The organism is Leptospira gomenensis (assembly GCF_004770155.1).
GTDB classification, from domain to species: Bacteria; Spirochaetota; Leptospiria; order Leptospirales; family Leptospiraceae; genus Leptospira; species Leptospira gomenensis.
Window position 1 is genome coordinate 186,835 of sequence record NZ_RQFA01000073.1, and the last position, 24,482, is coordinate 211,316.

General features: G+C 46.6%; 21 protein-coding genes and 1 pseudogene. 11 read left to right on the forward strand and 11 right to left on the reverse strand.

From position 1 onward, the window contains the following. Positions 1 to 53 precede the first annotated feature (53 nt). Positions 54 to 863, forward strand: a complete 810-nt coding sequence (locus tag EHQ17_RS17110) for a hypothetical protein (protein WP_135590362.1) — start codon at positions 54 to 56, stop codon at positions 861 to 863. Between the two features lie 4 nt (positions 864 to 867). Here the strand turns inward: EHQ17_RS17110 and EHQ17_RS17115 are convergent, their stop codons facing one another. Both EHQ17_RS17115 and EHQ17_RS17120 read right to left on the reverse strand, forming a co-directional pair. Beyond that, positions 868 to 1,602, reverse strand: coding sequence for a hypothetical protein (locus EHQ17_RS17115; RefSeq protein ID WP_425460725.1), 735 nt, complete (start codon positions 1,600 to 1,602; stop codon positions 868 to 870). 163 nt (positions 1,603 to 1,765) lie between these two features. Then, positions 1,766 to 1,993 (reverse strand): DUF1858 domain-containing protein, encoded by a 228-nt coding sequence (locus EHQ17_RS17120; RefSeq protein WP_135590363.1) that lies wholly within the window; start codon positions 1,991 to 1,993, stop codon positions 1,766 to 1,768. Positions 1,994 to 2,142: 149 nt separating this feature from the next. Between EHQ17_RS17120 and EHQ17_RS17125 the strand changes: the two genes are divergently transcribed. After that, on the forward strand, positions 2,143 to 2,544 hold the full coding sequence (locus EHQ17_RS17125) for a 6-carboxytetrahydropterin synthase (RefSeq protein WP_135590364.1): 402 nt from the start codon (positions 2,143 to 2,145) through the stop codon (positions 2,542 to 2,544). A 680-nt stretch (positions 2,545 to 3,224) separates the two neighbouring features. Here the strand turns inward: EHQ17_RS17125 and EHQ17_RS17130 are convergent. Then, positions 3,225 to 3,629 carry a hypothetical protein gene (locus EHQ17_RS17130; RefSeq protein WP_135590365.1) on the reverse strand — a complete coding sequence of 135 codons (405 nt, stop codon included), beginning with the start codon at positions 3,627 to 3,629 and terminating at the stop codon, positions 3,225 to 3,227. A gap of 126 nt (positions 3,630 to 3,755) precedes the next feature. Here EHQ17_RS17130 and EHQ17_RS17135 point away from each other — a divergent pair, with 126 nt between their 5' ends. Together EHQ17_RS17135 and EHQ17_RS17140 are read left to right on the forward strand one after the other, a co-directional pair. Beyond that, positions 3,756 to 5,729 (forward strand): acetoacetate--CoA ligase, encoded by a 1,974-nt coding sequence (locus EHQ17_RS17135; RefSeq protein WP_135590366.1) that lies wholly within the window; start codon positions 3,756 to 3,758, stop codon positions 5,727 to 5,729. A gap of 137 nt (positions 5,730 to 5,866) precedes the next feature. After that, a complete protein-coding gene (locus tag EHQ17_RS17140; protein WP_135590367.1) occupies positions 5,867 to 6,721 on the forward strand; it encodes a substrate-binding periplasmic protein in 855 nt (284 codons plus the stop codon). Between the two features lie 131 nt (positions 6,722 to 6,852). On the opposite strand, the gene EHQ17_RS17145 is transcribed toward EHQ17_RS17140, so the two are convergent. The 3 genes from EHQ17_RS17145 to EHQ17_RS17155 form a co-directional block, all read right to left on the reverse strand. After that, positions 6,853 to 7,506, reverse strand: a complete 654-nt coding sequence (locus EHQ17_RS17145; protein ID WP_135590368.1) for a lytic transglycosylase domain-containing protein — start codon at positions 7,504 to 7,506, stop codon at positions 6,853 to 6,855. A 286-nt stretch (positions 7,507 to 7,792) separates the two neighbouring features. Further along, positions 7,793 to 8,923: an MBL fold metallo-hydrolase gene (locus tag EHQ17_RS17150; protein ID WP_135590369.1), complete on the reverse strand. Its 1,131-nt coding sequence runs from the start codon at positions 8,921 to 8,923 to the stop codon at positions 7,793 to 7,795. Positions 8,924 to 8,944: 21 nt separating this feature from the next. Next, complete coding sequence (locus tag EHQ17_RS17155) at positions 8,945 to 9,778, reverse strand: SDR family oxidoreductase (RefSeq protein ID WP_135590370.1); 834 nt, start codon at positions 9,776 to 9,778, stop codon at positions 8,945 to 8,947. 186 nt (positions 9,779 to 9,964) lie between these two features. On the opposite strand from EHQ17_RS17155, the gene EHQ17_RS17160 reads away from it, so the two are divergent. The 3 genes from EHQ17_RS17160 (at position 9,965) to EHQ17_RS17170 (ending at position 13,511) form a co-directional block, all read left to right on the forward strand. After that, positions 9,965 to 10,615: a TetR/AcrR family transcriptional regulator gene (locus EHQ17_RS17160; RefSeq protein WP_167881084.1), complete on the forward strand. Its 651-nt coding sequence runs from the start codon at positions 9,965 to 9,967 to the stop codon at positions 10,613 to 10,615. Between the two features lie 468 nt (positions 10,616 to 11,083). Next, entirely contained in the window at positions 11,084 to 11,938 is an 855-nt protein-coding gene (locus EHQ17_RS17165; RefSeq protein WP_135590372.1) for a metal-dependent hydrolase, read from the forward strand. Positions 11,939 to 12,230: 292 nt separating this feature from the next. After that, on the forward strand, positions 12,231 to 13,511 hold the full coding sequence (locus tag EHQ17_RS17170) for a response regulator (protein WP_135590373.1): 1,281 nt from the start codon (positions 12,231 to 12,233) through the stop codon (positions 13,509 to 13,511). Positions 13,512 to 13,657: 146 nt separating this feature from the next. Here the strand turns inward: EHQ17_RS17170 and EHQ17_RS17175 are convergent, their stop codons facing one another. Further along, entirely contained in the window at positions 13,658 to 15,145 is a 1,488-nt protein-coding gene (locus EHQ17_RS17175; protein ID WP_135590374.1) for a leucyl aminopeptidase family protein, read from the reverse strand. After that, positions 15,142 to 15,621 (reverse strand): thioredoxin-dependent thiol peroxidase, encoded by a 480-nt coding sequence (bcp, locus tag EHQ17_RS17180; RefSeq protein ID WP_135590375.1) that lies wholly within the window; start codon positions 15,619 to 15,621, stop codon positions 15,142 to 15,144. The genes EHQ17_RS17175 and bcp overlap by 4 nt, the downstream gene beginning before the upstream one ends. Positions 15,622 to 16,097: 476 nt before the next feature. Between bcp and EHQ17_RS17185 the strand changes: the two genes are divergently transcribed. Both EHQ17_RS17185 and EHQ17_RS17190 read left to right on the forward strand, forming a co-directional pair. Further along, positions 16,098 to 16,538 carry a hypothetical protein gene (locus EHQ17_RS17185; protein WP_135590376.1) on the forward strand — a complete coding sequence of 147 codons (441 nt, stop codon included), beginning with the start codon at positions 16,098 to 16,100 and terminating at the stop codon, positions 16,536 to 16,538. 210 nt (positions 16,539 to 16,748) lie between these two features. Next, positions 16,749 to 17,402 (forward strand): response regulator, encoded by a 654-nt coding sequence (locus tag EHQ17_RS17190; protein WP_135590377.1) that lies wholly within the window; start codon positions 16,749 to 16,751, stop codon positions 17,400 to 17,402. A 67-nt stretch (positions 17,403 to 17,469) separates the two neighbouring features. On the opposite strand, the gene EHQ17_RS17195 is transcribed toward EHQ17_RS17190, so the two are convergent. After that, the gene (locus tag EHQ17_RS17195; RefSeq protein WP_135590378.1) at positions 17,470 to 19,869 is read right to left on the reverse strand and encodes a sensor histidine kinase; all 2,400 of its coding nucleotides are present in this window, start codon (positions 19,867 to 19,869) and stop codon (positions 17,470 to 17,472) included. A gap of 223 nt (positions 19,870 to 20,092) precedes the next feature. Between EHQ17_RS17195 and EHQ17_RS17200 the strand changes: the two genes are divergently transcribed. Continuing rightward, positions 20,093 to 21,388: a glycosyl hydrolase family 18 protein gene (locus EHQ17_RS17200; RefSeq protein WP_135590379.1), complete on the forward strand. Its 1,296-nt coding sequence runs from the start codon at positions 20,093 to 20,095 to the stop codon at positions 21,386 to 21,388. A gap of 351 nt (positions 21,389 to 21,739) precedes the next feature. Beyond that, positions 21,740 to 22,067, forward strand: a pseudogene (locus EHQ17_RS17205) (DUF3383 family protein); the annotation flags it as partial. Between the two features lie 120 nt (positions 22,068 to 22,187). Here the strand turns inward: EHQ17_RS17205 and EHQ17_RS17210 are convergent. Next, entirely contained in the window at positions 22,188 to 22,580 is a 393-nt protein-coding gene (locus EHQ17_RS17210) for a hypothetical protein (protein ID WP_425460723.1), read from the reverse strand. A gap of 4 nt (positions 22,581 to 22,584) precedes the next feature. After that, positions 22,585 to 24,036: an APC family permease gene (locus tag EHQ17_RS17215; protein ID WP_135590380.1), complete on the reverse strand. Its 1,452-nt coding sequence runs from the start codon at positions 24,034 to 24,036 to the stop codon at positions 22,585 to 22,587. Between the last annotated feature and the right edge of the window lie 446 nt (positions 24,037 to 24,482).

A 24,482-nucleotide genomic window follows, 5' to 3' on the forward strand; every position in this document is an offset into this window, starting at 1 on the left:
GGATCCGCGATCTCGAAAAAACGGGAAAATCGTCCGATAATCAGAATACTCGTATGGACCCGGTTAAAGATTCCCGTTTCTTTTTCGATCTGAAACATAAGTTCGAATCCATTCTCGAAGATCTGGAAAAAAGGACCTTCGATCAAAAGGGTGAAATTCGGGAATTGGAAACGCTTTGGGATGATATGTTTCAACTCGCCGGAAAAAACGATTCTCCGTATTTTCAAATCCGACTTAAATCTCTGAAAAAACAACTGGATACGTTCGTTAAAAACAAAGGTTACGAAAAAACGGAGTTCGATCGGATATTTCATCAACTCGGTAAGATGAAACGTACGGACTCCGTGGAATTTTTGGACGAGTCCCTGAAAAATCGTCTCGAAAAAATCGCGAGTAGTCATTATTCTCCCGGAGATACTATCTCTTCCGGCGCGGTTCCTCCTTCCGCGACTTCGAAAAAAGGTAAACAATACATCACGTTTCGATGCGGGACGATCCACTTCGTTACGGATCATTCTCCGTTTACGATTCTCAAGGATTTGGATCGGAGAAAAAATACCGTGGAATACAAAGGCGAGATTTATAGGATCTTTCCGAGCGTTTTCGTCTACGGCCTTTCCGAAGAGGAATACAGAAACGAAAGTTTTCTCACCATGAATCTTTTGGCGCTCAAACGCGAAACGGGGGTCGAATTTTATCGGTTCGATACGTTAGGCGAAATTATTCAGATCAACGAAGGGACCTTTCGTAAAGGGTTGAAGTCTTTGGACGAGGCGGATTCGTTTTCCTCGGAGCCGCGTATCCGAACGTATTTCCGTAAAGCGGGTTTACGGTATTATTATATTCCTTCCGCGAACGCGTGAAGATTCAATCCAATCTGGAGAAAACGGTTCCCGCTGCTTTTTCGGAAATTCTCTGATATTTCGAATACGCTTTGATCAACGAGGCTCGTACAACGCGTTTATCGTCGATGCCGGAACGGGCTGCGGTGTCGGCTAACGCTTCGAGCAGGTAGGCCTCGGGCGCCATATACGTGCGGGTCATCGCGATCGGATTTGCGTGCAAGGTTTTTAAAATCGGTCCGAAGTATTTTTCGCTTTCGCACGCGAGCACGGCGACGGCTTGTCCATTTTTTGATCGTGATTTGATGTCGGGAGGCAACCGATCCATCAGCCGATCGTGTCCTGCCCAGACCAATAGGTTCGCGTCCGAATTTCCCGACGCGGTTCTAAGAAACCGTTCCAATGCCTCGTCGATCCGATCGCCCGCGTAGGCGTGAATCCGGAGGATTACTTTCGATTCTCCCGGTCTTGCGATCCGTTCGACTTTGATCTTTCTCAACACGGGGGAATCGGGTGCGCCGTCGATCGTTTCTACGATTTTAAAATTCGGTTTTCGTTTTAAAAAAGATTCTGCCCCGTATGCGGCGCCCCAGTATAGGTTGTCTTTCAAGGAACGCGGATCTCCCGCTTTGCCTTTTCCGCAGGCCAAATACGCTCCGTCACAGAGCGGAACAAAAACTTCGATCGTGACCGCACCGATCGGAAAACCGATTAGTAGTAGGAAGAGTGGGATTGTGATCCGAAAGAGTTTCACTCGTATGTGTGTCTCATCGATCCGAGGAAGGTATATGCAGAAAGTTTAACGTGTTAGGGGCGGTTTTCGGGTGAGGAGAACCGTTTCCGTTTTTCTTAGAACCGCGTCCGAAAAAAGGAAAGCGGGGAAGCGGAAAACCCGGAGAAAGAAATTTCTCCGGAGATACGATTTAGTCTTCCGAGTCTTCGAGAAGGTTGTTCAGACTTTCCACGAGAACGTCCACTTCCACTCCGTATCCCATACAAACCTGCTCGATCGTTTCGAGCTCGTTGATGGAACAGTGAGAGCAACCGCCCAAATGATAGCTGGAAAATACGAGTCCTGCCTCGGGGTGGACCGTCATCGCTTCTCCCACCGTCATTTCCTTGTAAAATCTTGGCTTGACCACTTCCGTCATTGAATATCTCCTACATTCAACCCCTGCGTTCTTTGCTAAGACGAGGGAGGATGTTTTGCTCGATCCGAAAATTCCGCAAATAATACGATTTGCGTTCCCGGTTCGGCATTGCTTCCAATCTATAGACTGGGGAAAGAAAGTCAAGAGCTATGTTTTTCGAAGAATCCGGTAGATTTTATATTCGAATCGAAGAACGTTTCGAATCCTCGCATTTCCTTTACAAATACTTTCCCGACGGTTCGGATGAGCCGATTCACGGTCATTCCTGGAAAGTGGAATTGTTTCTTTCCGGTTCGAAGAACATCGGCGAAGACGGGATCAGTTTCGATTTTCTGACTTCGAAACGGAAGTTGAAGGAATTGGTGGGGAAATTAGATCATATTCTCATCAACGATCTGGAAGATTTTCAATCCGTCAATCCTACCTCAGAAAATATTGCACGGTGGTTTTATCATTTTCTCAAAGAAAGTGTTCACGCTTCCGGCGGAAAGGTGGACCGGATCGTCATCCATGAAGGGCCGGAGAATTTGGCGTTTTTCGAGCCGGCTTAGCCGGATGAGTTCCCACGCGGTTTGTGCGGCGATGAGTTCCCACGCGGGTTGCGACGGTGGAGTTCCCACGCGGGTTGTGGCGGCGAGGAGTTCTCACGCGGGCTGTGCGGTGGAGTTCCCACGCGGGTTGTGGCGATGGAGTTCCCACGCGGGTTGTGGCGGCGAGGAGTTCCTACGTGGGCTGTGCGACGGATGAGTCCCCACGTGGTTTGTGCGGCGAGGAGTTCCCACGCGGGTTGTGGCGATGGAGTTCCCACGCGGGTTGTGGCGATGGAGTTCCCACGCGGGCTGTGCGGATGAGTTCCCACGTGGGTTACGCGGCGAGGAGTTCCCACGTGGTTTGTGGCGATGGAGTTCCCACGCGGGTTGTGGCGGTGGAGTTCCCACGCGGTTTGTGGCGGATGAGTTCCGGCGCGGTTTGTGCGGTGGAGTTCCCACGTGGGTTGCGCGGCGAGGAGTTCCCACGTGGTTTGTGGCGATGGAGTTCCCACGCGGGTTGTGGCGGTGGAGTTCCGGCGCGGTTTGTGGCGGTGGAGTTCCCACGTGGGCTGTGCGGATGAGTTCCCACGTGGTTTGTGCGACGGATGAGTTCCCACGCGGGCTGTGCGGATGAGTTCCCACGTGGTTTGTGCGACGGATGAGTTCCCACGTGGATTGCGACGATGGAGTTCCCACGTGGGTTACAAACAAAGACGTAACAGATAACCGACCAAAACGATCGTAAACCCGAGGCTGAAGAAGAAACCGATCTTTACGGGCTGAGTATGCGTTTTGTAACCGGAAACGTAAATATGCAACGTCAAAAATCCGACCGCGACGGCTTCAGTGATCAAAACCGCCGTCACGGGAGCGATCGGTCCATAGAACAAAAGAAGAAGCGCGGGTAGAAACCCGAGGAAACTCATAAAAGCTCCCGTCGTTATCCACATCATCAAAATCAATCTGGATTGTCTTTCTCCGGGAAACTGGAAAAAGCCTACGGCGGCGCCTACGATCAGCTGATGAATCAACCCGTGTAGGGTATAAAGAATTCCCGCGGCGATCAGGAGGATTTCGGGAAAACGGATATGTTCGAATGAATTCAAAGTCGTATCTCGGATTTATTTTTCCTAAACCTACAAACCGCTCGTCGTATCTCAATCAAAATTCATGTTGACCCGACTTCTCTAAAAAAATGTAATAGAGACCGAAAAAAAAGAACGAGAGATCGAATGCAACAAGAGTTATGGGCGCCTTCTTCCGATCGAATTTCCGCCTCGAATTTAAACCGCTATCAAACCTTCCTGAAAGAATCGAAACGACTGAACTTCTCCGACTACGAATCCTTACGCGCTTGGTCCGTACGGGACGTAGGGGCGTTTTGGGAAAGTATCTGGGAATTTTCCGGAGTGATCCATTCTCGCAGATACGAAACCGCGTTTCAAAAGGAAACCTCGTTTTCCCGGTCCCGTTTTTTCCCCGGGGCAAGGTTGAATTTTGCGGAAAACCTTCTGCGTAGAAGGGACGACTTTCTGGCTCTCGTGTATCGAGGAGAAGACGGTTCGAGAAGGGAGATCAGCTACGCGGAATTGTACCGCTACGTGGCGGCGCTTGCCGCGGATCTAAAACGAAGAGGAGTTCGACCCGGAGATCGGGTCGCGGGTTTGATGCCGAACGTTCCGGAAACGGTAATCGCCATGTTGGCGACCACTTCCATCGGCGCGGTCTGGAGTTCCTGTTCTCCCGACTTCGGAGTCAAAGGGGTATTGGACCGATTTGGTCAGATAGAACCGAAGGTATTGTTTACGACGGATCGTTATTCGTTTAAGGGAAAGGAACTTTCTTTGGCGGAGAATCTGGCCCGGATTCTGGAATCGATTCCCTCTTTGGAGGCGGTGATCGTATCGGATTACAAAGACGGAGTCGAACACGCGCGGAAAACGGAGCCTTTAAATATATTCCAAAAAGAGAATATTCATTTTTTTGAAACCATTGTTGCGGAAAACGAGGGCGCCGACCTTTCGTTTTATCAAACCGGATTGGATCATCCGGTTTATATCATGTATTCCTCCGGAACGACTGGACTGCCGAAATGTATGGTTCAGGGCGCGGGCGTTTGGATCAATCATTGGAAGGAACTCGTTCTACATTCCGATCTTAAAAAAGGGGAGCGTATCTTTTATTATACGACTTGCGGTTGGATGATGTGGAACTGGCTCGTAAGTTCCCTTTCGGTGGGAGCCACAGTGGTTTTGTTCGACGGAAATCCTTTTTTTCCGGGTCCGGAAATTCTGTTCAAACTCGCCGACGAAGAAAAGATAAACGTCTTCGGGGTCGGTGCGAAATATATCCTCACTTTGGAGAAATCGGGTTATGCTCCTAGGGAATTCGATCTGTCCTCGGTTCGGACCGTTTTGTCCACCGGCTCACCGCTCACCGCTTCCGGATTCCGTTACGTCTACGATTTTTGGAAGAAGGACGTACAACTCGCTTCGATTTCCGGCGGAACAGATCTCAACGGTTGTTTCGCTCTCGGAGTTCCGACCCTTCCCGTAAACGCGGGAGAAATTCAGGGACGAGGTTTGGGTATGGACGTGGAGATCTGGGACGAAACCGGCAAATCCGTGTTAGGCGAAAAAGGAGAATTGGTCTGCAAACAACCGTTTCCTTCTATGCCTCTCTATTTTTGGAAGGATCCTGAAGGGAAAAAATACAAGTCCGCCTATTTCGAAACGTTTCCGGAAGTTTGGTGTCACGGAGATTTCGCAGAACTCAAAAAAAACGGCGGATTGGTCGTCTACGGAAGGTCGGACGCCACGCTCAATCCGGGAGGTGTGCGTATCGGAACGGCCGATCTTTATAGTCTGATCGAAACATTTCCCGAAATCGCCGATTCGGTGATCATCGGTCAGGACTGGAAAGAAGACGTTCGAATCGTCCTTTTTTTGAAGATGGCGTCCGGAATAACGTTAGACGACACTCTGATCCAAAAATTAAAAAAAGAAATTCGGGACAAGGTTTCCCCGAGACATGTTCCTTCCAAAATTCTATCGGTACCCGACGTTCCATACACGATCAATATGAAGAAAGTGGAGATCGCCGTAAAACGGACCGTACAAGGGGAGCCGGTCACGAACAAGGAAGCCCTCAGCAATCCGGAATGTCTGGAGTTTTACAGAAATATTCCGGCTCTTCAGGAGGATTGATCGTGGGATTCGAAATCCGAAAAAAGGATCGGGCTCGTCCGAACCGATCGTTTCTGCGTTTCCGAATCCCGTTTCGGTCCCGATCCGAGAGCTCGTCCTTTTTTTTCTCCTCTTGTCCGCGAATTTTCGCCTTATTAATGTTATACGGAGTTACGTCGTTCTTCCATCCTACGGAAGGTAATCCTTCCCGGACGGAAACCGATTCTTCTCCCTTGTTTCGTAATTCGCGTTTGAAGGAAATTCTCGAAAAAGGGGAGCTGAAAGTTGCGGGAAACAATGCGGACGAGCCGTTTTATATCGTCAACGCCAAGGAAGGTTTTCCCGGTTTCGATTACGAACTGGGAAAGGCTTACGCGGATTTTTTAGGAGTCAAATATATCTTCGTTTCCTATTCCGAGTTCAACGAGTTTGCGGATGCGATCAAAAAAAAGGAAGCGGATATCGCCTTGTCTGGAATTTCCAGTTCTTTGGAACGTTCCAAAAAAATACGTTTTAGTTCGGCGTATTTGGTTTCCACGCCGGCGGCTTTGATCCGTAAATCCGCTCTTCCTCCTCCTGCGGAAGGTAGTATCATCACTACTCAGAGTTTTAGGAGTATTTTGGATCTTCAGGATGTAAGCGGGGTTACGTTTGCCGTTCGTTCGTTTTCCAACCGTCACGATTACCTTCTCAAAAAATTCAGGAACAACCGTATATTCACATACGGAGACACTCCTTCGGCCTGGGAGGCGGTAAAAAACGGTACGGCCAACTGTTTCGTCGCCGATTCGTTTTACATTAAAGGAATATTACAAAAAGATAAATCGGTTGCCTCGAACTTCCGGCCTCTTTTGGAACAGGTGCAGAGGGAGGATATAAGCGCCGCTTTTCCGTTAGGCGATCCCGTATTTATTCGTAATTTCGAATTTTTTCTTTCCGAGTTGAGTCGAACCGGAGTTTTACGCGAACTAGAAGATAAATACTTCAATAAATCCGATTGGGTTAAACAATAAAGGCGGGCTGACGCCCGCCTTCGATTTCGTGTTCGCTTTGTTTGTTCTTTTGTTCGTCCGATCTTCCATGAATCGGTCCTTCGGTCGATCCATTCCAAGATAGAATTCTAAGATCGGCGATGCGATTCGGTTTAGCGGGTCGAGTCAGCGATTTTTTCCCGTAGTTCCAGGTAACGATCCTTATTTTCGAATACGATCCGATTGTATTTCGGATTTCCTCCCCAGCGATCGACCGCACCCGGACCGGCATTGTAGGAAAGAAGAGCTTTTTCCGTATCACCCTTTCGCAAATCGAGTAGATAGTTGAGATAGGATACGCCGAGATGAATATTGACCTCCGGTTTGTTCAGATCGTCTCTGTTGAGTTTCCAACCTTCTCTTTGGGAAAGCCAGTTTGCGGTAGCGGGCATTACCTGCATAAATCCCCGTGCGTCTTTGGGCGAACGTGCCGTGGATTTGAATTCCGATTCGAGATGGATGATCCCGGTCAGAAGGGCGACTTTTTCTGTGTCGGAACACCGAAACGTGCAGGAATCGAGTTCCAGTCTTCTTGATTCTTGCAGGATCACCTGGGTTAAGTTTTGGACCGCCTCGGGTGGAAGGGAAGGTCGGACCTCCGTTATGTAGGTCTGAATGGTCTTTGCCTCGACGGCTTCTTCGTCCAGAAGAACCGTATTTTGGTTCCAAGCTCCCGCGAGCGGCGCGAGAATGAGTTGAAAACCGAGCGGCAACAGGAGCCAGAGTAAGTAGCGAAATCGAAATCGGGTCATCTTGCGAAAATTCACTGGATGCCTCCGTCGTTCAAATTTGTGCAACGCACAATATAGTACCAGTTTTTTTGCGGCGCACTATGAGTCAACTCTTATTTATGAGAACGGGAGAGGGGACTTTGCCTCGGTCCGGGGAGGAATTTCCTCTTTAGGGACAGACTATTCCTCAGAGTCGGTTTTTGTTTGGGTCGGAACTCCTCTGAAAAAAAAGACATCCGTTCTTGCGGATGTCTCGGAATTAAGAGTGGAGTTAAAATTCGGGTTTTCGTCAGTCGTTTTCCGGGAGAAATCGGGGGAGTTCCTACTTTACTTTTTCCCACCAATTTTCGGAAACAAAGGGATGGGCCGCGTCTACGATTTCCCCCGGTTTGGGAGTAACCAAATCCATCGGAGTTCCGACCGAAGCTGCCTTTTGTGTTCTCATAATCGGTTCGGTCCAATCGTGGATGGCGAGATTGAATGTTCCCCAGTGAACGGGAAGCATTCGTTTGGCTCGGAGATCCCGATGTGCTTGCACGGCTTTTTCCGGATTCATATGAATCCCTTCCCAGGTTTCGTCGTAGGCTCCGACCTTGATCGAAGTCAGATCAAACGGTCCGAGTTTTGTTCCGATCGTCTCGAAGTGGGAAGAATACCCGGTATCCCCGCTGTGAAAAAATTTATACTTCGGACCGATCACGCTCCAGGAAGACCAAAGAGTGGACTTCCCGTTCCAAAGGCCGCGACCGGAATAATGAACAGCCGGCGTACAGACGATTTCAACCGAAGCCAAGGAACGTTTTTCCCACCAATCCAATTCTATAATTTGAGTCGTTGGAATTCCCCAACTCTCTAAATGGGCACCGATTCCCAGAGGAACGAAATATTTGGTTCCTCGGGAAGCCAGATACTTTGCGGTCTGCATATCCAAATGATCGTAATGATCGTGCGAAATGAGGACCGCGTCGATCGGAGGAAGAGATTCTAAAGCGATCGGAGGAGGGAAAAATCGTTCGGGGCCGATGCTCGTAAACGGAGAAACCTTGTCGGAAAAAATCGGGTCCGTAAAAATTCGAACCCCGTCGATCTCCACCAAAACCGACGCGTGTCCAAACCAAATCGCCCGTAAACCGGGGGCGGCCGGTGAAACGAAACGACTCGAATCCGGAAAAACGACCGGAATCGGAGACGGCGGAACTCTTTCTTCGCTCCCGAACAACTGCCTCCAAATCACTTTCGGATACGATCCGGCGCTCAACATCGGAACGAAAGGATCGTTCTCGAATTTATCGCCGCGGTATTGTTTGGAGGATCGAATCCTTTCCAATCGTTCTCCTTCCGGAGTTCCACCGAAAGAGGCAAGGCAACCGGTTTGTATCAAAACCGAACCGGCCAAGGCGAAAATAAAAAGCGCGGAAAAGAGCGAAATTTTCCGAATTCGAGTTTCGAACATTGGGACCTTCCTTGCGACGATCTACGCTGCGGATTTGACCGATCGTAAAAGTGCGAATCGCATCATACAAAACAACACTCCGTCGGAAAGAAATTTACGAAGTCCCAACAGACTTTTTGCGTCCATTCCCACGACGTAACGAAGCCGTTTCGAGGAATCGTTCGCGGCCTTATAAAGAACCTTCGCCACCGCTTCCGGGCTGCTCGTCATCATCGCTTTTTCCATGTTTCTAAAAACAGCTTCGGAGAAGTTTTTGTATTCCTTCGGAGAGTCGTCGGAAGTCGGATCCGCGGAACGGCCTATAAAATCCGTCGCTATCGCTCCCGGTTCGATCAATTTGACACTAATCCCGAGCGGTTGCAGTTCGTACTGGAGCGATTCGGTAAAACCTTCCACAGCCCATTTAGTAGAATGATATAAACTATATAATGGAAATGTAATTCTCCCTCCCATGGAGGCTACGTTCAGGATTTTTCCCTTTTTATTTTCCCTAAAATGCGGAAGAATGCCACGCACCACGTCCATGAGTCCGAAAACGTTCGTGTCGAATTGTCTCCGGATCTGTTCGTCGGTAGCACCTTCGAACGGTCCCACAAGGCCGTAACCCGCGTTATTAATGACCACGTCAATGTTTCCGAACGTTTTGATTCCTTCCTGGATCGTTTTTTCGATCGTATCCGGTTTGGTTACGTCAAGTTTTGATAAAATCAGATGGGGAAGGCCTTTGAGTTCCGTTTCTTTTTCGGGATTTCTCATCGAAGCAACGACGTTCCATCCTTTTTTTTGAAAAAATTTTGCGGCGGCTTTTCCGATTCCGGAGGAACTTCCGGTGATCAATACGGTTTTTCGGTTCATTCTGTTTTTCCCCTGTTTGTGACTTTCGGTCATTTTTAATTGACTCAGGGTCATATTTAGATGACTTCAAGTCACTGTCAAATGAAAAGGATGGTTCGGAACGAAAAAAGGAAGTTGTCAGCCTGTGAATCGGCGCGATTGTTGGAAAAAGGACGGATCGATTCTCGGGAAATGGAACGGCGTTTGATGAAAAGTAGAGCGGTCAAAGAGGACGATAAAAAAATCAAACGGGAACAGCTGATCCGAACGGCGATCACCTTGTTCAATAAATCTCCGTTTGAAAAAATTTCCATGGATCAGATCGCCAAAAAGGCAGGCGTCGCCAAGGGAACCCTCTATCTTTATTTCAAAACGAAAGAAGAGCTCTTTTTAGAAATTCATAGAATGGATTACGAATTTTGGTTCGAATCCTTTCAAACCTATTTAAAATCGAGATCGCCCGGGCTGGCTCCCACAGATCTGGCCTCCTGGATCACCGAGTCTTTGCGGGAAAATCAGAGGATGGTGCGTTTGATGGCCATCGCTTCCGCGTTGTTAGAAAAGAACGTGGTTTATGAAAGTGCATTCCGTTTGAAGGACTCAGTTCGAAAAAACGTTTTGGATTCTTCCGTCGATCTCTGTCGGGTTCTCAAATTGAAAAAACCGGAAATCGCGATAGAATTTCTGACGTATTTGCACGCTTTGATCGTGGGGCTTTGGCATCACGCGGAGCCTTCTCCGATCGTTTCGAAGGTGCTTTCTTCCAGCGACGATTTTGAAATTTTTCGGATTGATTTTTTTCGAATTTTGGAGACTGCGATTTTGGCTCTTTTGACGGGGCTTTCCAAAGAACGCTGAAAGTTTTGATTCGCGTGTGAGTTCCCGCACAAGTTTGTATCACGGACAAATTTCCGTGTGACAGTGGGGTTGTGTGTGAGTTCCCGCGCTGATTTGTCGTTCCAACAGATTAGCCGTGATCGCGGGGTTGCGTGTGAGTTCCCGCACTGATTTGTCGTTCCAACAGATTGGCCGTGACTGCGGGGTCGCGTGTGAGTTCCCGCACCGATTTGTCGTTCCAACAGATTAGCCGTGATTGCGGGGTTGCGTGTGAGTTCCCGCGCTAATTTGTCGTTCCAACAGATTGGCCGTGATCGCGGGGTTGCGTCCCTTTTCCCTGTTCTCTTTTCCACAATCAGAAACGTAGGAACTCCTAATTCTCGCGCCGATTTCGAAATCAAAGAATCTCTTTTAAAAATCGGCAGGTATTCTTTTGAATTTGCACTATAGTAATCGCTATAGAACCAGACCGAAGGAGCAAACACGCGCATGTCAACGGAATTGAAATCAAAAAAACGAACTTTCAAACCGATCGATTCACGACAACCCACCGTGCGAAAGATGGATTTCGAAACAATGTCGGATCTCCCGTCACATTACTTCGCGGGGAATTCTTTTATTACGCATATGATCAACGCCTATCACATTCTTTTTCCCGAAGGAGAACGTTTTTTCATCAGAAGTGTGAAGGCATTTTCCGATCGGGTTGTCGATCCGCAGTTGCAGACGAATATCAAGGCTTTTATCGGTCAGGAGGTTCAGCACGGAAAGGAACACGAGAAGGTTTTGGAAATTCTCGCACAACAAGGCCGGCCGGTGAAACGGTTTATAAGATTTTTTGAATGGAGTGCATTCCGAGTCATGCTTCCTTTTTTCGAGTTTTTCTTCGGGAAAAAATTGAAACTTTCCGTCACTGCGGGAATGGAGCATTATACGGCGACGATGGGAGAAATCACGCTTCGACACGGTTTCCACGAAAAGACGTACGGCGAGATGAGGAATCTTCTACTTTGGCACGCCTGCGAAGAAATCGAACACAAGTCTGTGGCATACGACCTCCTACAGACCGTTTCAAACAGTTATACGTTGAGAATTTTCGGATTTTTTCTGGCGTCCTGGATTTTCTGGGGATATGTTGTCTTCTTCCAACATTGGTTCCTGTTGACAGATCCCGGAATCGGTTGGAAAAAATATTTCCAAGATATGAACTCCTCCCGCGAATACGGTCGCATCCTAATTGCGGAAACCGCAAAGGCTTTTTTTCTATATTTAAAACCCGGATTCCATCCAGCACAAACCGGCGGTTATGAGATGGAGGACCGGGCTTTGTCAACGATCATATAGTTTAATATATTATGAAAAAATAATATTATTTGCGGGGAAAGATACGATTCTCCACAAATAACGGAAAGCGGATCAACGGATAAAAAACGATAAATACTTCCTATAATCAGAAAAATTCGGGAATTTTTTTATAGTCGTTCCGTTTTCGATATGATTCTTTTCGATTCATAGATTAAAAAACTATAATTTAATCTCGGGTTTCTAAAACGAATTTACGTCTTAAAAATCAGGGTCAAAATCCGTTCCGAACTAAACGCGGCGGATCACTCCCTTTCCTTTTAAGGAGACGTTTATGCGGCAACTGGAATCGAATACTCAGAATTTTCCGAAAGTGATGATTCTGGAAGACGACGCGCTTCTTCTCGGAACGCTGGCTCATATGTCGGAGGCTCTTGGAATTTCCCATTGTGGGGTTCAAAACGGTCTGCAGGCTTTGGAAAAAACGAAACATTTCGAACCGGACGCGTATTTCGTGGATCTTGAAATGCCTTTTATGAACGGTTGGGAATTCATCGAAAGGGCAAAACAGGAAAAGCCGGATTCTATTTTCGTGGTTATGACGGCTCATTCCGAACCTAGGACGATCATCGAAACGATGAACTTGGGAGTTTTCGATTATATTCTCAAACCCGTTGCTCCGACCGAATACAAATCCGTACTCGAAGATATCGCCGTGGAACTGCAACGTCGCAATAAAAAACGTCTTTTTGAAGAGGAATCGGATTTGCTTCTTAAGGAACAACTAAACTGGGTCTCCTATAAACGTTCGAAACTCACCGAACTGGATCTTATGGTCGAACTTTCCAAAAATACGTTGAACAGCGTGAAATACGCGTTATTAAGCGGAGGTGGAATCGGAACCATGATCAGTTTGGTGAAGATGATTCGCGGAGCATCCGATCGTAAGGATTCCAATTTTATCGTTCCCGCGGAACTGATGGAAATGTTGATCGAGAATACGGAATATATAGAAACGAACGTCAACCGTCTCGAAGAAACGCTTACCCTTTTGAATCGAGATATCGAACCGAAATTACGAACGGTTTATGTTTCCGATCTCGTCGATTCCCTTCGCGAAATATACGATCGATTTTTATACGAAGAGAGATCCTATATCGAGGAAAAGGAGCTCGTTTTTCAAATGTCGAATTCGAATCTGAACGTCAAAAAGGAACGGATACGGATCGATATGGATTCTATTTCGACGATCTTCCACGAATTGCTCGTTAACGCCCTCAAATACTCGGCCAAGGGAAGCGTGATCGACGTTTACTTTGCGGTCAAGGCGGGTCTTTTTAATCTTTTCGTAAAAAATCGTTTCGATTCCGAGTCGTTAGACACACTATCGCAAGAACAGGAAATTCTAGTGAAACAACCTTTTTATCGTTTGGCGAAATTCTTCGACGAAAAGGTAAAAACCGAATCCGTTTTTTCAGGATTGGGTTTGACCTTGGTGGATATCATCGCTAGAAAACACGGGGGTAGTTTCGGAATCAAAAACGTCCGCGATCATTCCGTAAGCGACGGACCTGAAGTAGTGGTTCTTGCGGCTTTGACCTTATCGATCTCTTAATCGGATACCGACACTTCTTCGGAGCGTACGAACGAATCGATAAACTTTTCGAGAGAAACGCGCATAACGTGTATTTCGGACGATCGTGCGTTATGCGCGTTGAGAAGGGAAACGAAATCTTACCGGAAAGCCGTTCCGTATTTTTCTTATTTTTTCTTCCCTAACTTTTCCGCAAAATCCACAAGGAGACGGACCCCATATCCGGTCGGGCCGTTTCCTATCTGTGTTCCGGAACTTTTTTTTCTCCAGGCGGCGCCCGCTATGTCGATGTGCGCCCACGCGATTCCCGGATCCACGAAACGTTCCAAATATTTTGCCGCGGACAAGGATCCTCCCGCTCTTCCCGCGACGTTTCGTAGATCGGCGATATCACTTTTTAGATCTTCCGCGTATTCGTCCCAGAGGGGCATTTCCCAAATTCGTTCGTCCGAAGTCTCGGATGCGGCTTTAAGAAGTTCGGTCAACGTCTCCGAGTTACTCATCACCCCCGCGGCTTCGTGACCGAGTGAAATGATGATCGCACCGGTTAAGGTCGCGAGATCCAACATGTAGTCCGGTTTGAATTTTTTTCCCACGTAAGACAACACGTCTCCCAAAACGAGACGGCCTTCCGCGTCCGTATTCTGGACTTCCACGGTGAGTCCGTTGTGCGCGGTGTAAACGTCTCCGGGTTTGAGCGCGGCCGCATCCGGCATATTCTCGGCGACCCCGATCGCCGCGATTACCGGAACGCCTAACCCGAGTTCGGCGATCGCCCCGATCGCGTGTATCGCGGCGGCGGCTCCGCACATATCGTATTTCATTTCGTGCATATCCTGTGCCGGTTTGATGCTGATTCCGCCGGAGTCGAAGGTTAGTCCTTTACCGATGATCGCAAGTTTTTTCTTTGTGCTCGGTTTTGCGGGGGAATATTCCAATAGAATCATCTTCGCCTTTTTGTCGGAACCTTCACAGACGGAAAGGATTCCGTTCATCTTTTCCTTTTTCAGTTGCGGCTCGTCGAAGACTGTGATCTTTAGACCGTTGTCCTTGGCGATTTCCTTGGATCTAGAGACGAATTCCTCCGGAGTGAAATGATTTGCGGGAAGATGCGCTATATAACGGGTTCCGTTGACGTAACGGCTGACAACTTTCCCTTTTTTTAGTCCGCGCTCCGCGTCCTTCGTTTTGGCCGCGTCCTGTAGGACGAAGGATACCGCTCCGATCTTCTTTACATTTTCCTTATATTCCTTGGAAAGGACGTTGATCGAATACGCGCCTTGTTCCAGGGAGTTTACGACCTGATATACGAGCGCGTCCGCCGGGAGTGCCGTCGTTAAAAGTTTAGGAAAATGTATTTCCAATCCTACTCCGTCCCATTTTTTCAGTTTTTCGCCGAAGGTAAAAAATTGCTGAGCGACGTTTCTGATTTTGACTTTGGAGGATTCGCCTAATCCGAGATAGATGATCTTTTCGGATTCGTCCGTAAATACCTGACCGCCGTCTCCCGTAAAAATTCCGGCGGCGGTTTGCAAGGAAAACTTCGTCTTTAGGTTTTCGGGAAAATGATCCTTAAAAAGTATCTGTAATTTGTAATAGGACTTGGAAGGATTTTTTCCGATCGAGAGTTGGATCTTATTCTTATCCAGTTTCATTTTTTCTCCAATGTTTTGATGTCGGCGAGTATTTCATCCACGTGGCCTTTTACGCTTACTTGAGGATATATTTTCAGTAGTTTTCCGTCTGCTCCGATGAGAAAGGTGGTTCGGACGATTCCCATAAATTCCCTTCCCATAAATTTCTTCAAATGCCATACGTCGTAGGACTCGCAGATTTTTCCGTCTTCGTCCGCAATGAGGGTGAAGTTTAGGCTCTGCTTTTCTATGAATTTCTGATGCGATTTTACGCTGTCTTTCGAAACTCCGACCACGTTGAATCCCGTTTTTTTGATTCGGGAAAAATTATCCCGAAAATCGCAGGCCTCTGTCGTACATCCGGGGGTGGAATCTTTCGGATAAAAATAAAGTACCGTTCCTTTGGGACCCGCCAGTTCGGACAACTTTACTTTTTCTCCTTTTTCGTTGAGCCCCGTAAAACTCGGAGCCTTGGAACCTACTTTAAGTTCGCTCATGTTTGCCTCTTGTAACGTTCTTAGAATTCTTTTTTTTAGAGGCCGGGTTTGCAAGAGAGTTCTAAAAAAAAACGGGGATTTTCCGTCGGATCTGCGAGAATGTGGGAACTCCCCCGGAGTTTGGGTCGTTTTTGGAAGTCGATCCCCTCGTAGATTTTGGAATGAGGTCGGAACTCCACGATCACTCGATTTTTTCGGAGAAGTTGGCGGAAGACGAAACGACGCGTGAGTTCCCGCGGAAGTTTTACCGTCAAAGCACGGGTGGTGTGCGAGAGTTCCCACGGTTGCTCCGATTTTTCAATGCTACGGATGTCTCCGAGAGTCGATCCCGCGCCAGGGATCGGAGCGACGCGGAACGCGGTTTCGAAGAAACCGAAGCGAACGCGAAGTCGCGGAAGAGCCCGGTCTTCGCGAAGCGAAGAGGCGCCCGTTCGTTTCTTTCTGCTGTTCGTTTTTCTCTTGTGATTTTTCAAAATATGGCCGATGGTTTGGGTATGGATTCTAGAGAACGGGCGGAGACGATTCGGGAAGGGAATCGTGCGATGAACGAAGGTGATATTCGTAAGGCGCGGGATCTTTTTATCAAGGCCGATTATAAGGACGGACTCATTCGTTTGGGCGATTATTTTATGTACGAAAAAAAAATGCCCTTACTCGCCTACGGATATTATAAAAAAGCAGGTTATCAAAGAAGAATCGACGAAATTTTTCAGAGAATGATCTGGGCGCTCAGTCAGTGGATCGGTGCGGATAAATTCAAAGCGAAACCCGCCGATCCGGGTGTAAGGGAAGGAGAAGACGCCGGCACCGGTGTTCCGACCTCTTCCAGTTTTCCGGACCCATCCGAATTTAGGATTCATCCGCTGCTCCGGCAAACGGCACTGGAAATTCTCAAAAAAAAGGGAATCCAAGTTTAGTTTTTTGGAACGTGGTCGGAGCTCCGTTGTCGATCGGTTTTTGGTCGGTCATTCGGTGCGTTCGGTCGGTCGATCCCTGTTTTTTCAAACTTTTTTCGTAAACGATTCGGGTCGGAACTACTCGTCCACTCTCTACTTACGAGTCGGATCTCGATGTGGCCGAATCTCGGAATTGATTTACAACGCTGCACGAATCGTTAAATTCAGCGTATGGTCGGAACTCCGAAAACGTCCGTTTTTCTCGTAGACGATCATCCGGTCGTTCGAAACGGCCTGAGCGCGGAAATCGAGCTCGAACCCGGCTTCTCTCTCGCAGGTTCCGCGTCCTCCGTCAAAGACGCGATCCGCAAATTGGGATTCGTAAAAGTGGACCTTCTCGTCTGTGACATTTCCCTACAGGAAGAAAACGGAATCCAAGAATTAGAAACGATCCGACGAAAATTCCCCGAACTCAAAATCGTTTTTTTAACGATGCACCGGGATTGGACGTATCTGCAACGCGCGTTCGCGCTCGGAGCGAACGGATATCTATTGAAAAGCCAATCCATTCCTGAAATTTTTTCTGCTCTCCGGGAAGTGGCGGAAGGAGGAAAGGTTTTTCCCGAGGAAATAAAAAATTTCAGAACGCCCGCAGACCTTCATAGAAAATGGGGAGAAGTCTTGGAGCGTTTGACGAAACGGGAAAAGGAAATCCTAAATCTCCTTTCGCAAGGAAAGTTGAATCGCGAAATCGCGGAGGAATTGGGTTTGAGCGTTCGAACCGTCGAAACCCACAGGGCTTCCTTATTTAAGAAGTTGAAAATCGAAAACGTCGTCGAGCTCGGAAAGATTTCTATCCAATTGAAATCCGAAGGATGGTTGTGATTTTCAAAACGATTCCTTTCGCGTTCCTCCAATCCGATATGAATCCGCGAAAAACTAAAACCGCGGATTAACAAGGAAGAAGTACGGTGAATTTGCTTCCTTGACCGAATTCGGAATCGATGAAAACTTCCCCTCCGTGGGCGATCGCGATTTTTCTTACGATAAAAAGTCCCAACCCGGCGCCTTGCGGTTTTTGTGTTTCGATAGAGGAATGATAGAACGCTTCTTTGATTTCCCTGCTTAATCCCGGACCGTCGTCCTTCAACACGATGTAAAGCGCGCCAGATTCCTTTTCGACTCGTACGGAAAATCGTCCGTTTTCTCCGATAGCATCCGCGGCGTTTTTGGCGATATTCAGAATCAAACGGCGTATTCGAAACGGATCGAGTTTGATTTCGCCGTCGGCGACGATCTCGCATTCCAATCGAATCCCGCTTCCTTGAAAGAACAGTTCCAAGTCCTCTCGAATTTCCGCGAAAAAATCTCCGACTTTTACGGATTTAAGATCGAGTATGATTCGTTTTTTAGAAAATTCTAATATATCTAAGGACAAATTGGCGAGCGCTTCCGTCTCCTTTTGGGCCTGCGCGATATCGTTCTGTCGGGAGCTTCCGTTTTTTTGAAGGTTGTACAAAACTTTTCGAATGAGAACCACGTGATGTCCGATGTCGTGGGCTATTTCTGCGGACAATTCTCCTATGATTGCGAGTTTTTCGCGATCCTGCCGGAGAAGGTTCTGGATGGAAAGCGCGAGTGCATACGCGATTCCCTGCACCCAATCCATCTCGGAATCCGAATCGAAATAATTTCCGATCGGAAGATCCAATACCACGAAACTCGTTGTCGTGTTCCGCACCGGAAGCAATAATCTTTCTCCCAACACAATCGGAGAGGTAAGGTTCTCCAAGTCCAAAGAATACGAAGTCAACAATCCCGACACTTCTTGGATCGCCAAATCGTTGTTAGTATCGATGGAGTATTGTTTCCAACTAGCTGAAGAATTCTCCGGTAGATAAATGAAAAATCCGCGCGAATTCTTAGATACGTTTTTACTTTTTTTTCCGATGAGCCTGTCGATTACGGTTAAGGAATCTTTCTCGGAAGTTTCTCTTACGTTTCGCGAAAGTATTTCCAGTGTGGTCCGCGTAGCTGAGGAAAACGTCGGAGACTTCATAATATCTCTCGTGGAGGATACGAGCGTCTTCATTCTAAAAGAAAGAGTTTCCGAACGATTCAACGAATTGGAGAAACGTTTGGACAGAAGCAGGGCGTGAGAAGCGATCAGAAACAACTGACCGTATTGGATCATGTAAACCGAATCGATGAGATCCTCCGCATACAGAATGTCGTTTAACGTACAGATCGTCATTCCCGCATAACCCAAGAATAGGATCATCGCCCCTTCGTATCTTTTTCTAATTCCGTAAAAAAGCATAAACACCCACAAAGGAATCGTGGTGAATGCGGCATAGGCTCCAAGAGGTCCTAATGTAAGCGTATAAAGTTCGTTGGGAAGAAAGGCGGCCGCCGTCGCGCATACGAAAAATGGGAGGTTGAAAAAGATTCCGAACCTTCTCCACAGATCGACGGGACAAAAACGATATAAGAAAGAATATAAAACCGGTGCGGAAAGATATACCGTGACGTATTCCAAACGGTTGAGAAATTCCCAGGAAAGAAGTTCCGAAAAAAGGACGTAGGCGAAACGTTCGTCCGTCGTCAACGCGCGTGCGAAAATCAAAATACAATGGATCGAAAAGAAAAGTGGTGCGGGATCCTTCCTCCGGAAAACGAAAAACAATAGATTGTAGATCGCCATGATCGCAGCCGACGCACATACGGCGAATACCAAAGCGGTTTTTCCCTGCTTTTCCCTTACGATCCGATCCAAACTTCCTATGTGTATCGGAAACCAATAACCGCCCCATCGATTTTGAAAATTGGAAACGTAAAGAACAAGATCCAAGGATTCCACATCCGGAAGATCGACGATCTGCGGAAGATACTGCGCGTTCGAAGTGGTTTTCGTAGTTCCGACCTTTCCCGCTTCTGCGATCAGTCTTCCGTTTGCGAAAAGCCGATACGAAGTGCCCAAGTCGGGAATCGAAAGGGCCAGTCCGGTTTCGTTTTGAGGAAGCAGTAGTTTGAGTCGATACGTCGCGTAACCGTGATCGGAAACCCGTTCCCCGAAATAGACGGTTCCGTTCCAGACGGAGGGGGATTTTACGAATATGAATTTTTCCGTTTCGGATTCGTTTTCAGCCGTGGAAAGAAGTTGTTTCCAAGCGAATTTCCAATCACCTTTTAAAGGAACGTTTCCGTCGAACGCGGGATTCCAATGTCTCAGATCTAAAGTTCCTTTTTGTGCGTGGAATTTTTCCGAATACGGTCTTTCGACGCATCCGGAAACTGAGGCGATCGCAACGGCCAAAGATAAGAAAAAATTAATGCGAATTGGGAACTTCATCCGAGTTCAGAAAATCAAAACCGAAAACGACGGACCGGTCAAATGGAAAAGCGGCTCCACTCGAAAAAACTTTCTGCAAAGGGACGAACTGTCCGTCGTTTGTCGGCGAACGGGCGTTAAGTCGTATTCGCGCTTCGCGCGAGGGGCCGATATCGTGTTATAAAATCGCCAGAATTTATCTTTGCAAAACGTAGGACGCGATTTCTATGTCCACAGAATCCTAATGAAACCTATTCGTTTAATTAAAATCCTTTTCGTTTTTAGTTTGTTCTTTGCGATCGCCGTCGGTGCGGTCTGGGTTTATTTGCACTCTTATCCATTCCGTTTCCTTTCGGAAACTACGGATCCGAGGACGGATGACGAAAATAAGAAGGAATTTTTGGCATCCACTTGGTCTTCGGATATAATCGCGATGACGCAGAACGTGTCTCTCTACGACGAAATCCATCCGTTTTTATATACTCTCGAAGGAGGACGAACCAATACGGGAAATATAAAATCGATTTGGAATCCGCGGGCACAAGAGGTTTATATCTGGGCCCTTAGGACGATTTCACCCAAAACGAAGATCATTCCCACCATTTTTAGGTGGGAAAACGATTTCGAAAAGGTTTCGGATGCGATCGGGCTGAACGGTAACCTTAAAGTAAGAGATCATCATATTTATAGAATATTAGAAGAAATTGATGCTTATGGATTCGACGGAATCGACATCGATTACGAAGGGATGACTTGCGACAAGAAGGAAAGTTTCGAATCGTTTCTCGTCCTTTTGTCTGCGGAGTTGAAGAAAAAAAACAAAATTCTTTCGGTCGCGATTCATCCCAAAACTTTCTCGGAAAATCCTTCCGAATATTTCTGTAAAGAGTCCGGTAAAAAGATGAACGTCGATTTTTTCGAAGCGTATCGCGGACAACTTTCGCATGATTACGAGTTTTTAGGAAAGGTTGCGGATAAGGTGAAGATAATGGCCTATGAGCTTCATCCGCGAAAGAACGCGTTTCCCGGGCCTGGTCCTCAGGCGCCTTCCTGGTGGATCGAAAGAATATTAGAATATTCTACTAAAAAGATACCGAATGATAAATTGTATATGGCAATTCCCACTTATGGGTATGATTGGCCTTTGAACTGTGATATCCCCTCCAAAGCTGTGTTTTATTCCCGTGCACAATACATAAAAAAGAATTGGATGCCGAAAGAGGAGGAACCGACGGACGTTTCTCGAATCTATCGGGAGACTAAAAAATCCGGCGACTGGATTTATCTGCGCCCGTATTTGTATCGTCACGAGGGTCGTGTCTACGACGACCCGTCCTTGTGGTATTCGCTCGGCGGATGTGATCGTGTCGCGTTTTACATGAATCGTAGGTCTTTCGAAACGAAGATGAATCTATTAAAAAAATATAAAATTCGCGGATTTTCATTTTGGCAGTTGATCCAGGACAACGATCCGGAGATTCATTCGTTTTTGCGGGAAATGATAGGGAAAACTTCCTCTCCAGAGAGCTCTCGGCCGTAATTCCGACGATTCGCCCGTAATACGAGCGCGGCCCCACCCTGAATTGGGTGGTGGAGGAGAGGTGGTGGGAAAAAATCCGATTTTTTTTCCTATCAGAAAATTCCATTTTCTGCAAGCCGAGTTTTTCTTTCTAGTCTGTAGGAATTCCGACAATCACACCTAACGCACGAGCAAGAGACCCCTCAATTCCATTCAATTCAGATTCTTTGCCAATTCTGAGTCGTCGAGTTCCGAACAAAAAAACGGCGAGTCGAACGTTTAGGCGCAGTTATAGTCGCTTAACAATTTGGAATTTTCCTCCGGTTTTTCGTCCACTTCGACGCATAAACTTTGAAGACATTCAGTCCACAATGGTTAAAAGCGAGATTGCGCGAAAACATCAGCGTGCTTTTCCTAAACGTAGACGTCGTCCCTACACCATTCAATGGATTCAAATGATCGAATCAAGAATACGGAATGTGTTTTCTTGAGCGGGAGTTCAGGGAGCCACGCGCCCGTTGAGACCAAGCCGGATAAGTCACGTTCCGATCTTGGAGATTATCAATACGAAGTTCATCTTCCGAAAATGATCGATGAAATTCCGACCAACGACCGGAACAAATTCTACTTAACATCACCTTCTCCTGTCGTTTAATGGAGTGAGATCAACGAAGTCGATATCGACGATGAATTAACTTAAGGAGAAACTGATGAGATGAGCGGAGTTCTTTTATAGAACTTGCATCTTTTTTAATACTGCTCTGGCTTGTTGTATGCTGCGTAGTATTCTGATAAATGGATAGGGCATTCCGTGCAAAAGTCACTTAAACGCCCTCTTTCTGATTTTTCTTCCGTAGATCCATCCTGCGATTAAAAGGGGATATCCTAGCCAAGCTGCTGCAAGTGCGAAAGGATTGGAATGGCTTTCACTGATTCCTGGAACTTGTAATGCCAACCCGGCCAAAAGAAGAATAACGTGAAGTTCCGCATATTCGGAATTTTCGACGAAGCGATATTTCCCTAAGCCGGTCCCCGAAAAAAAGGCGAAAACTCCCAGAAAAATTCCGATTCTACCGAGTGTTACGTCCGAGTCGTTCGGTATGTGGGGGACGTCGAAGGGTTGTAATATAAGACGAAATCCTAATAAAAGAATAGAAGAAATCCCTAATATAGAATGTAATTTTAATTTTTGTTTCGACCTAAACAAAAACAAACGATTAAGGCTCTCCGCTTGCAATCGGAACCGGTTCGTTTTCCGGCAACAGGCTTGCAGCCATGATTTCTGCAGACTCGGATTCAGGGTCGGTCTTCGGTCGCGGTGTCGTTCTTTGGGTAGATTTGAAATAAAAATACATGGGAATCGATAAGAGCGTAAACCCGATTCCCCAAAAGGCCTCAGCGGGTTTGTTCCATAACAACGTTATTATGATTCCCACATTGGACGCGATGTAGAGATAGGTTGTATAAGGATATCCCGGAATTCTAAACTTTAATTTATAATTACGTTTTTCGAATAAGATTGGCGTATACGCGGTTATAGTCGCCAACAAAAGTGTGGAACATGTGATGAGATATAAAAGGCTTTCGATCTCTTTTACGAAACAGAATAGGCAGGCGTAAACGCATTGAAAGGCCAATGACATATAAGGGCTTTTGTATTTCGGATGAAGTTTTGCCATGTTTGAAAAGAAGAAGCCGTCTCGAGCCATGGCGAAATAAATTCTAGATCCGCCGATTATATAAGCTGAAATTGATCCCAAGAAAGCCCAACAGATAAACGCTGTAATTGCCATTGTCGCTTTTGAACCGAATAACGCCGATGAGGCGGTGATTCCGATTTTATCACCCGCTAACTCTGCGACGGAGCCAGAACTTAAAAAAAGAAAATTCATTAGAATGTATAGGGTCGTGACTAAAGCGCAGGAATATAAAACCGCTTTATAAATATTTTTGTCAGGGTCTTTCACCTCTTCCGCGACGTAAGTAATCATGTTCCAGCCAAGATACGAGTAGGTAACCGGAATTACTCCTGCTAAGAGAAGTTCGATTCCACTCCAGCCAGAAGGAAGAAAGGAAAAAGACTGGAATCTTGCAGTGTCATAGTTGCCAATTGAAAAACCCAATACGACGAAAGAAACCAATCCGAGTATCTTTACTCCCGTGAAGAGGTTTTGAATTCTGGATGCGGTCGAAATTCCGAAAAAATTTACGATCGTAAAGAGAAGAATCGCACCCATCGCAAGTATTTGTACTGTGCCGATGGATATCGTCAGTCCCAAGAAGGGGATTTCAAAAAAATAGATGTCCCACGCAGGACGAGTTAGCGAAAAAAACGATTTAGAAAATGCTAATGCAGAGAGTGAGATTGATGCCGAAAAGTTGATGGATAAGGAAAGCCATCCGCTCGAGAAGGCGACTATCGGAGAATACGCTTCCTTTAGATATACGTAATCTCCTCCCGCGTACGGAAATAAGGAAGCGGATTTTGCATAAGACATTGCTCCTGCTACGGCTAAGAAACCACCTAAAATCCATGCGAGCAACACTAAGTTCGGGTTCGGAACTTGATGAAGTATATATCCGGTTGTGATAAAGATCCCTGGACCTACCATAGAGCTAAACATGAGGGAGATCGAGTCGAACAGATTGAGGGATCTTTTAAGTTGCATCGTTTTCTGACAGCTTCGGGGCTTCGTTTTCGCAAACAAGGATTTTTCCTTTTGCAAGTTTTTTAGAGTAGGTGAGGAGTTCCGACCTAAAAAAGAGGTTTGGGTGGTGGTGATTTTTTGAGTTAGAAATTTTGGTTGTGAAATTTGTGCGGTCTTCCGACCTACCAATGGAAAATATAATTTATCTTATGTCACATTAATAGTGTAAATAACACGGGGCAATTTCGCATTCGAAATTGCCCCGTGTTATTTGTCGAAGCACCGACCACCTCCATACAGTCAAAGAGACATAACGGAAGAACAAAACGATTTTTTTTCGTAACTCCAAAATCTAAAGAATTTTAATAAAATCTATTTGACTATACAAAGCTGATTTATACTTTGGTCCTTACCGCTGTTTCAGAAATGAGACAGCAGTGAATAACTAAGTTGCTTCTTCTTCTCGT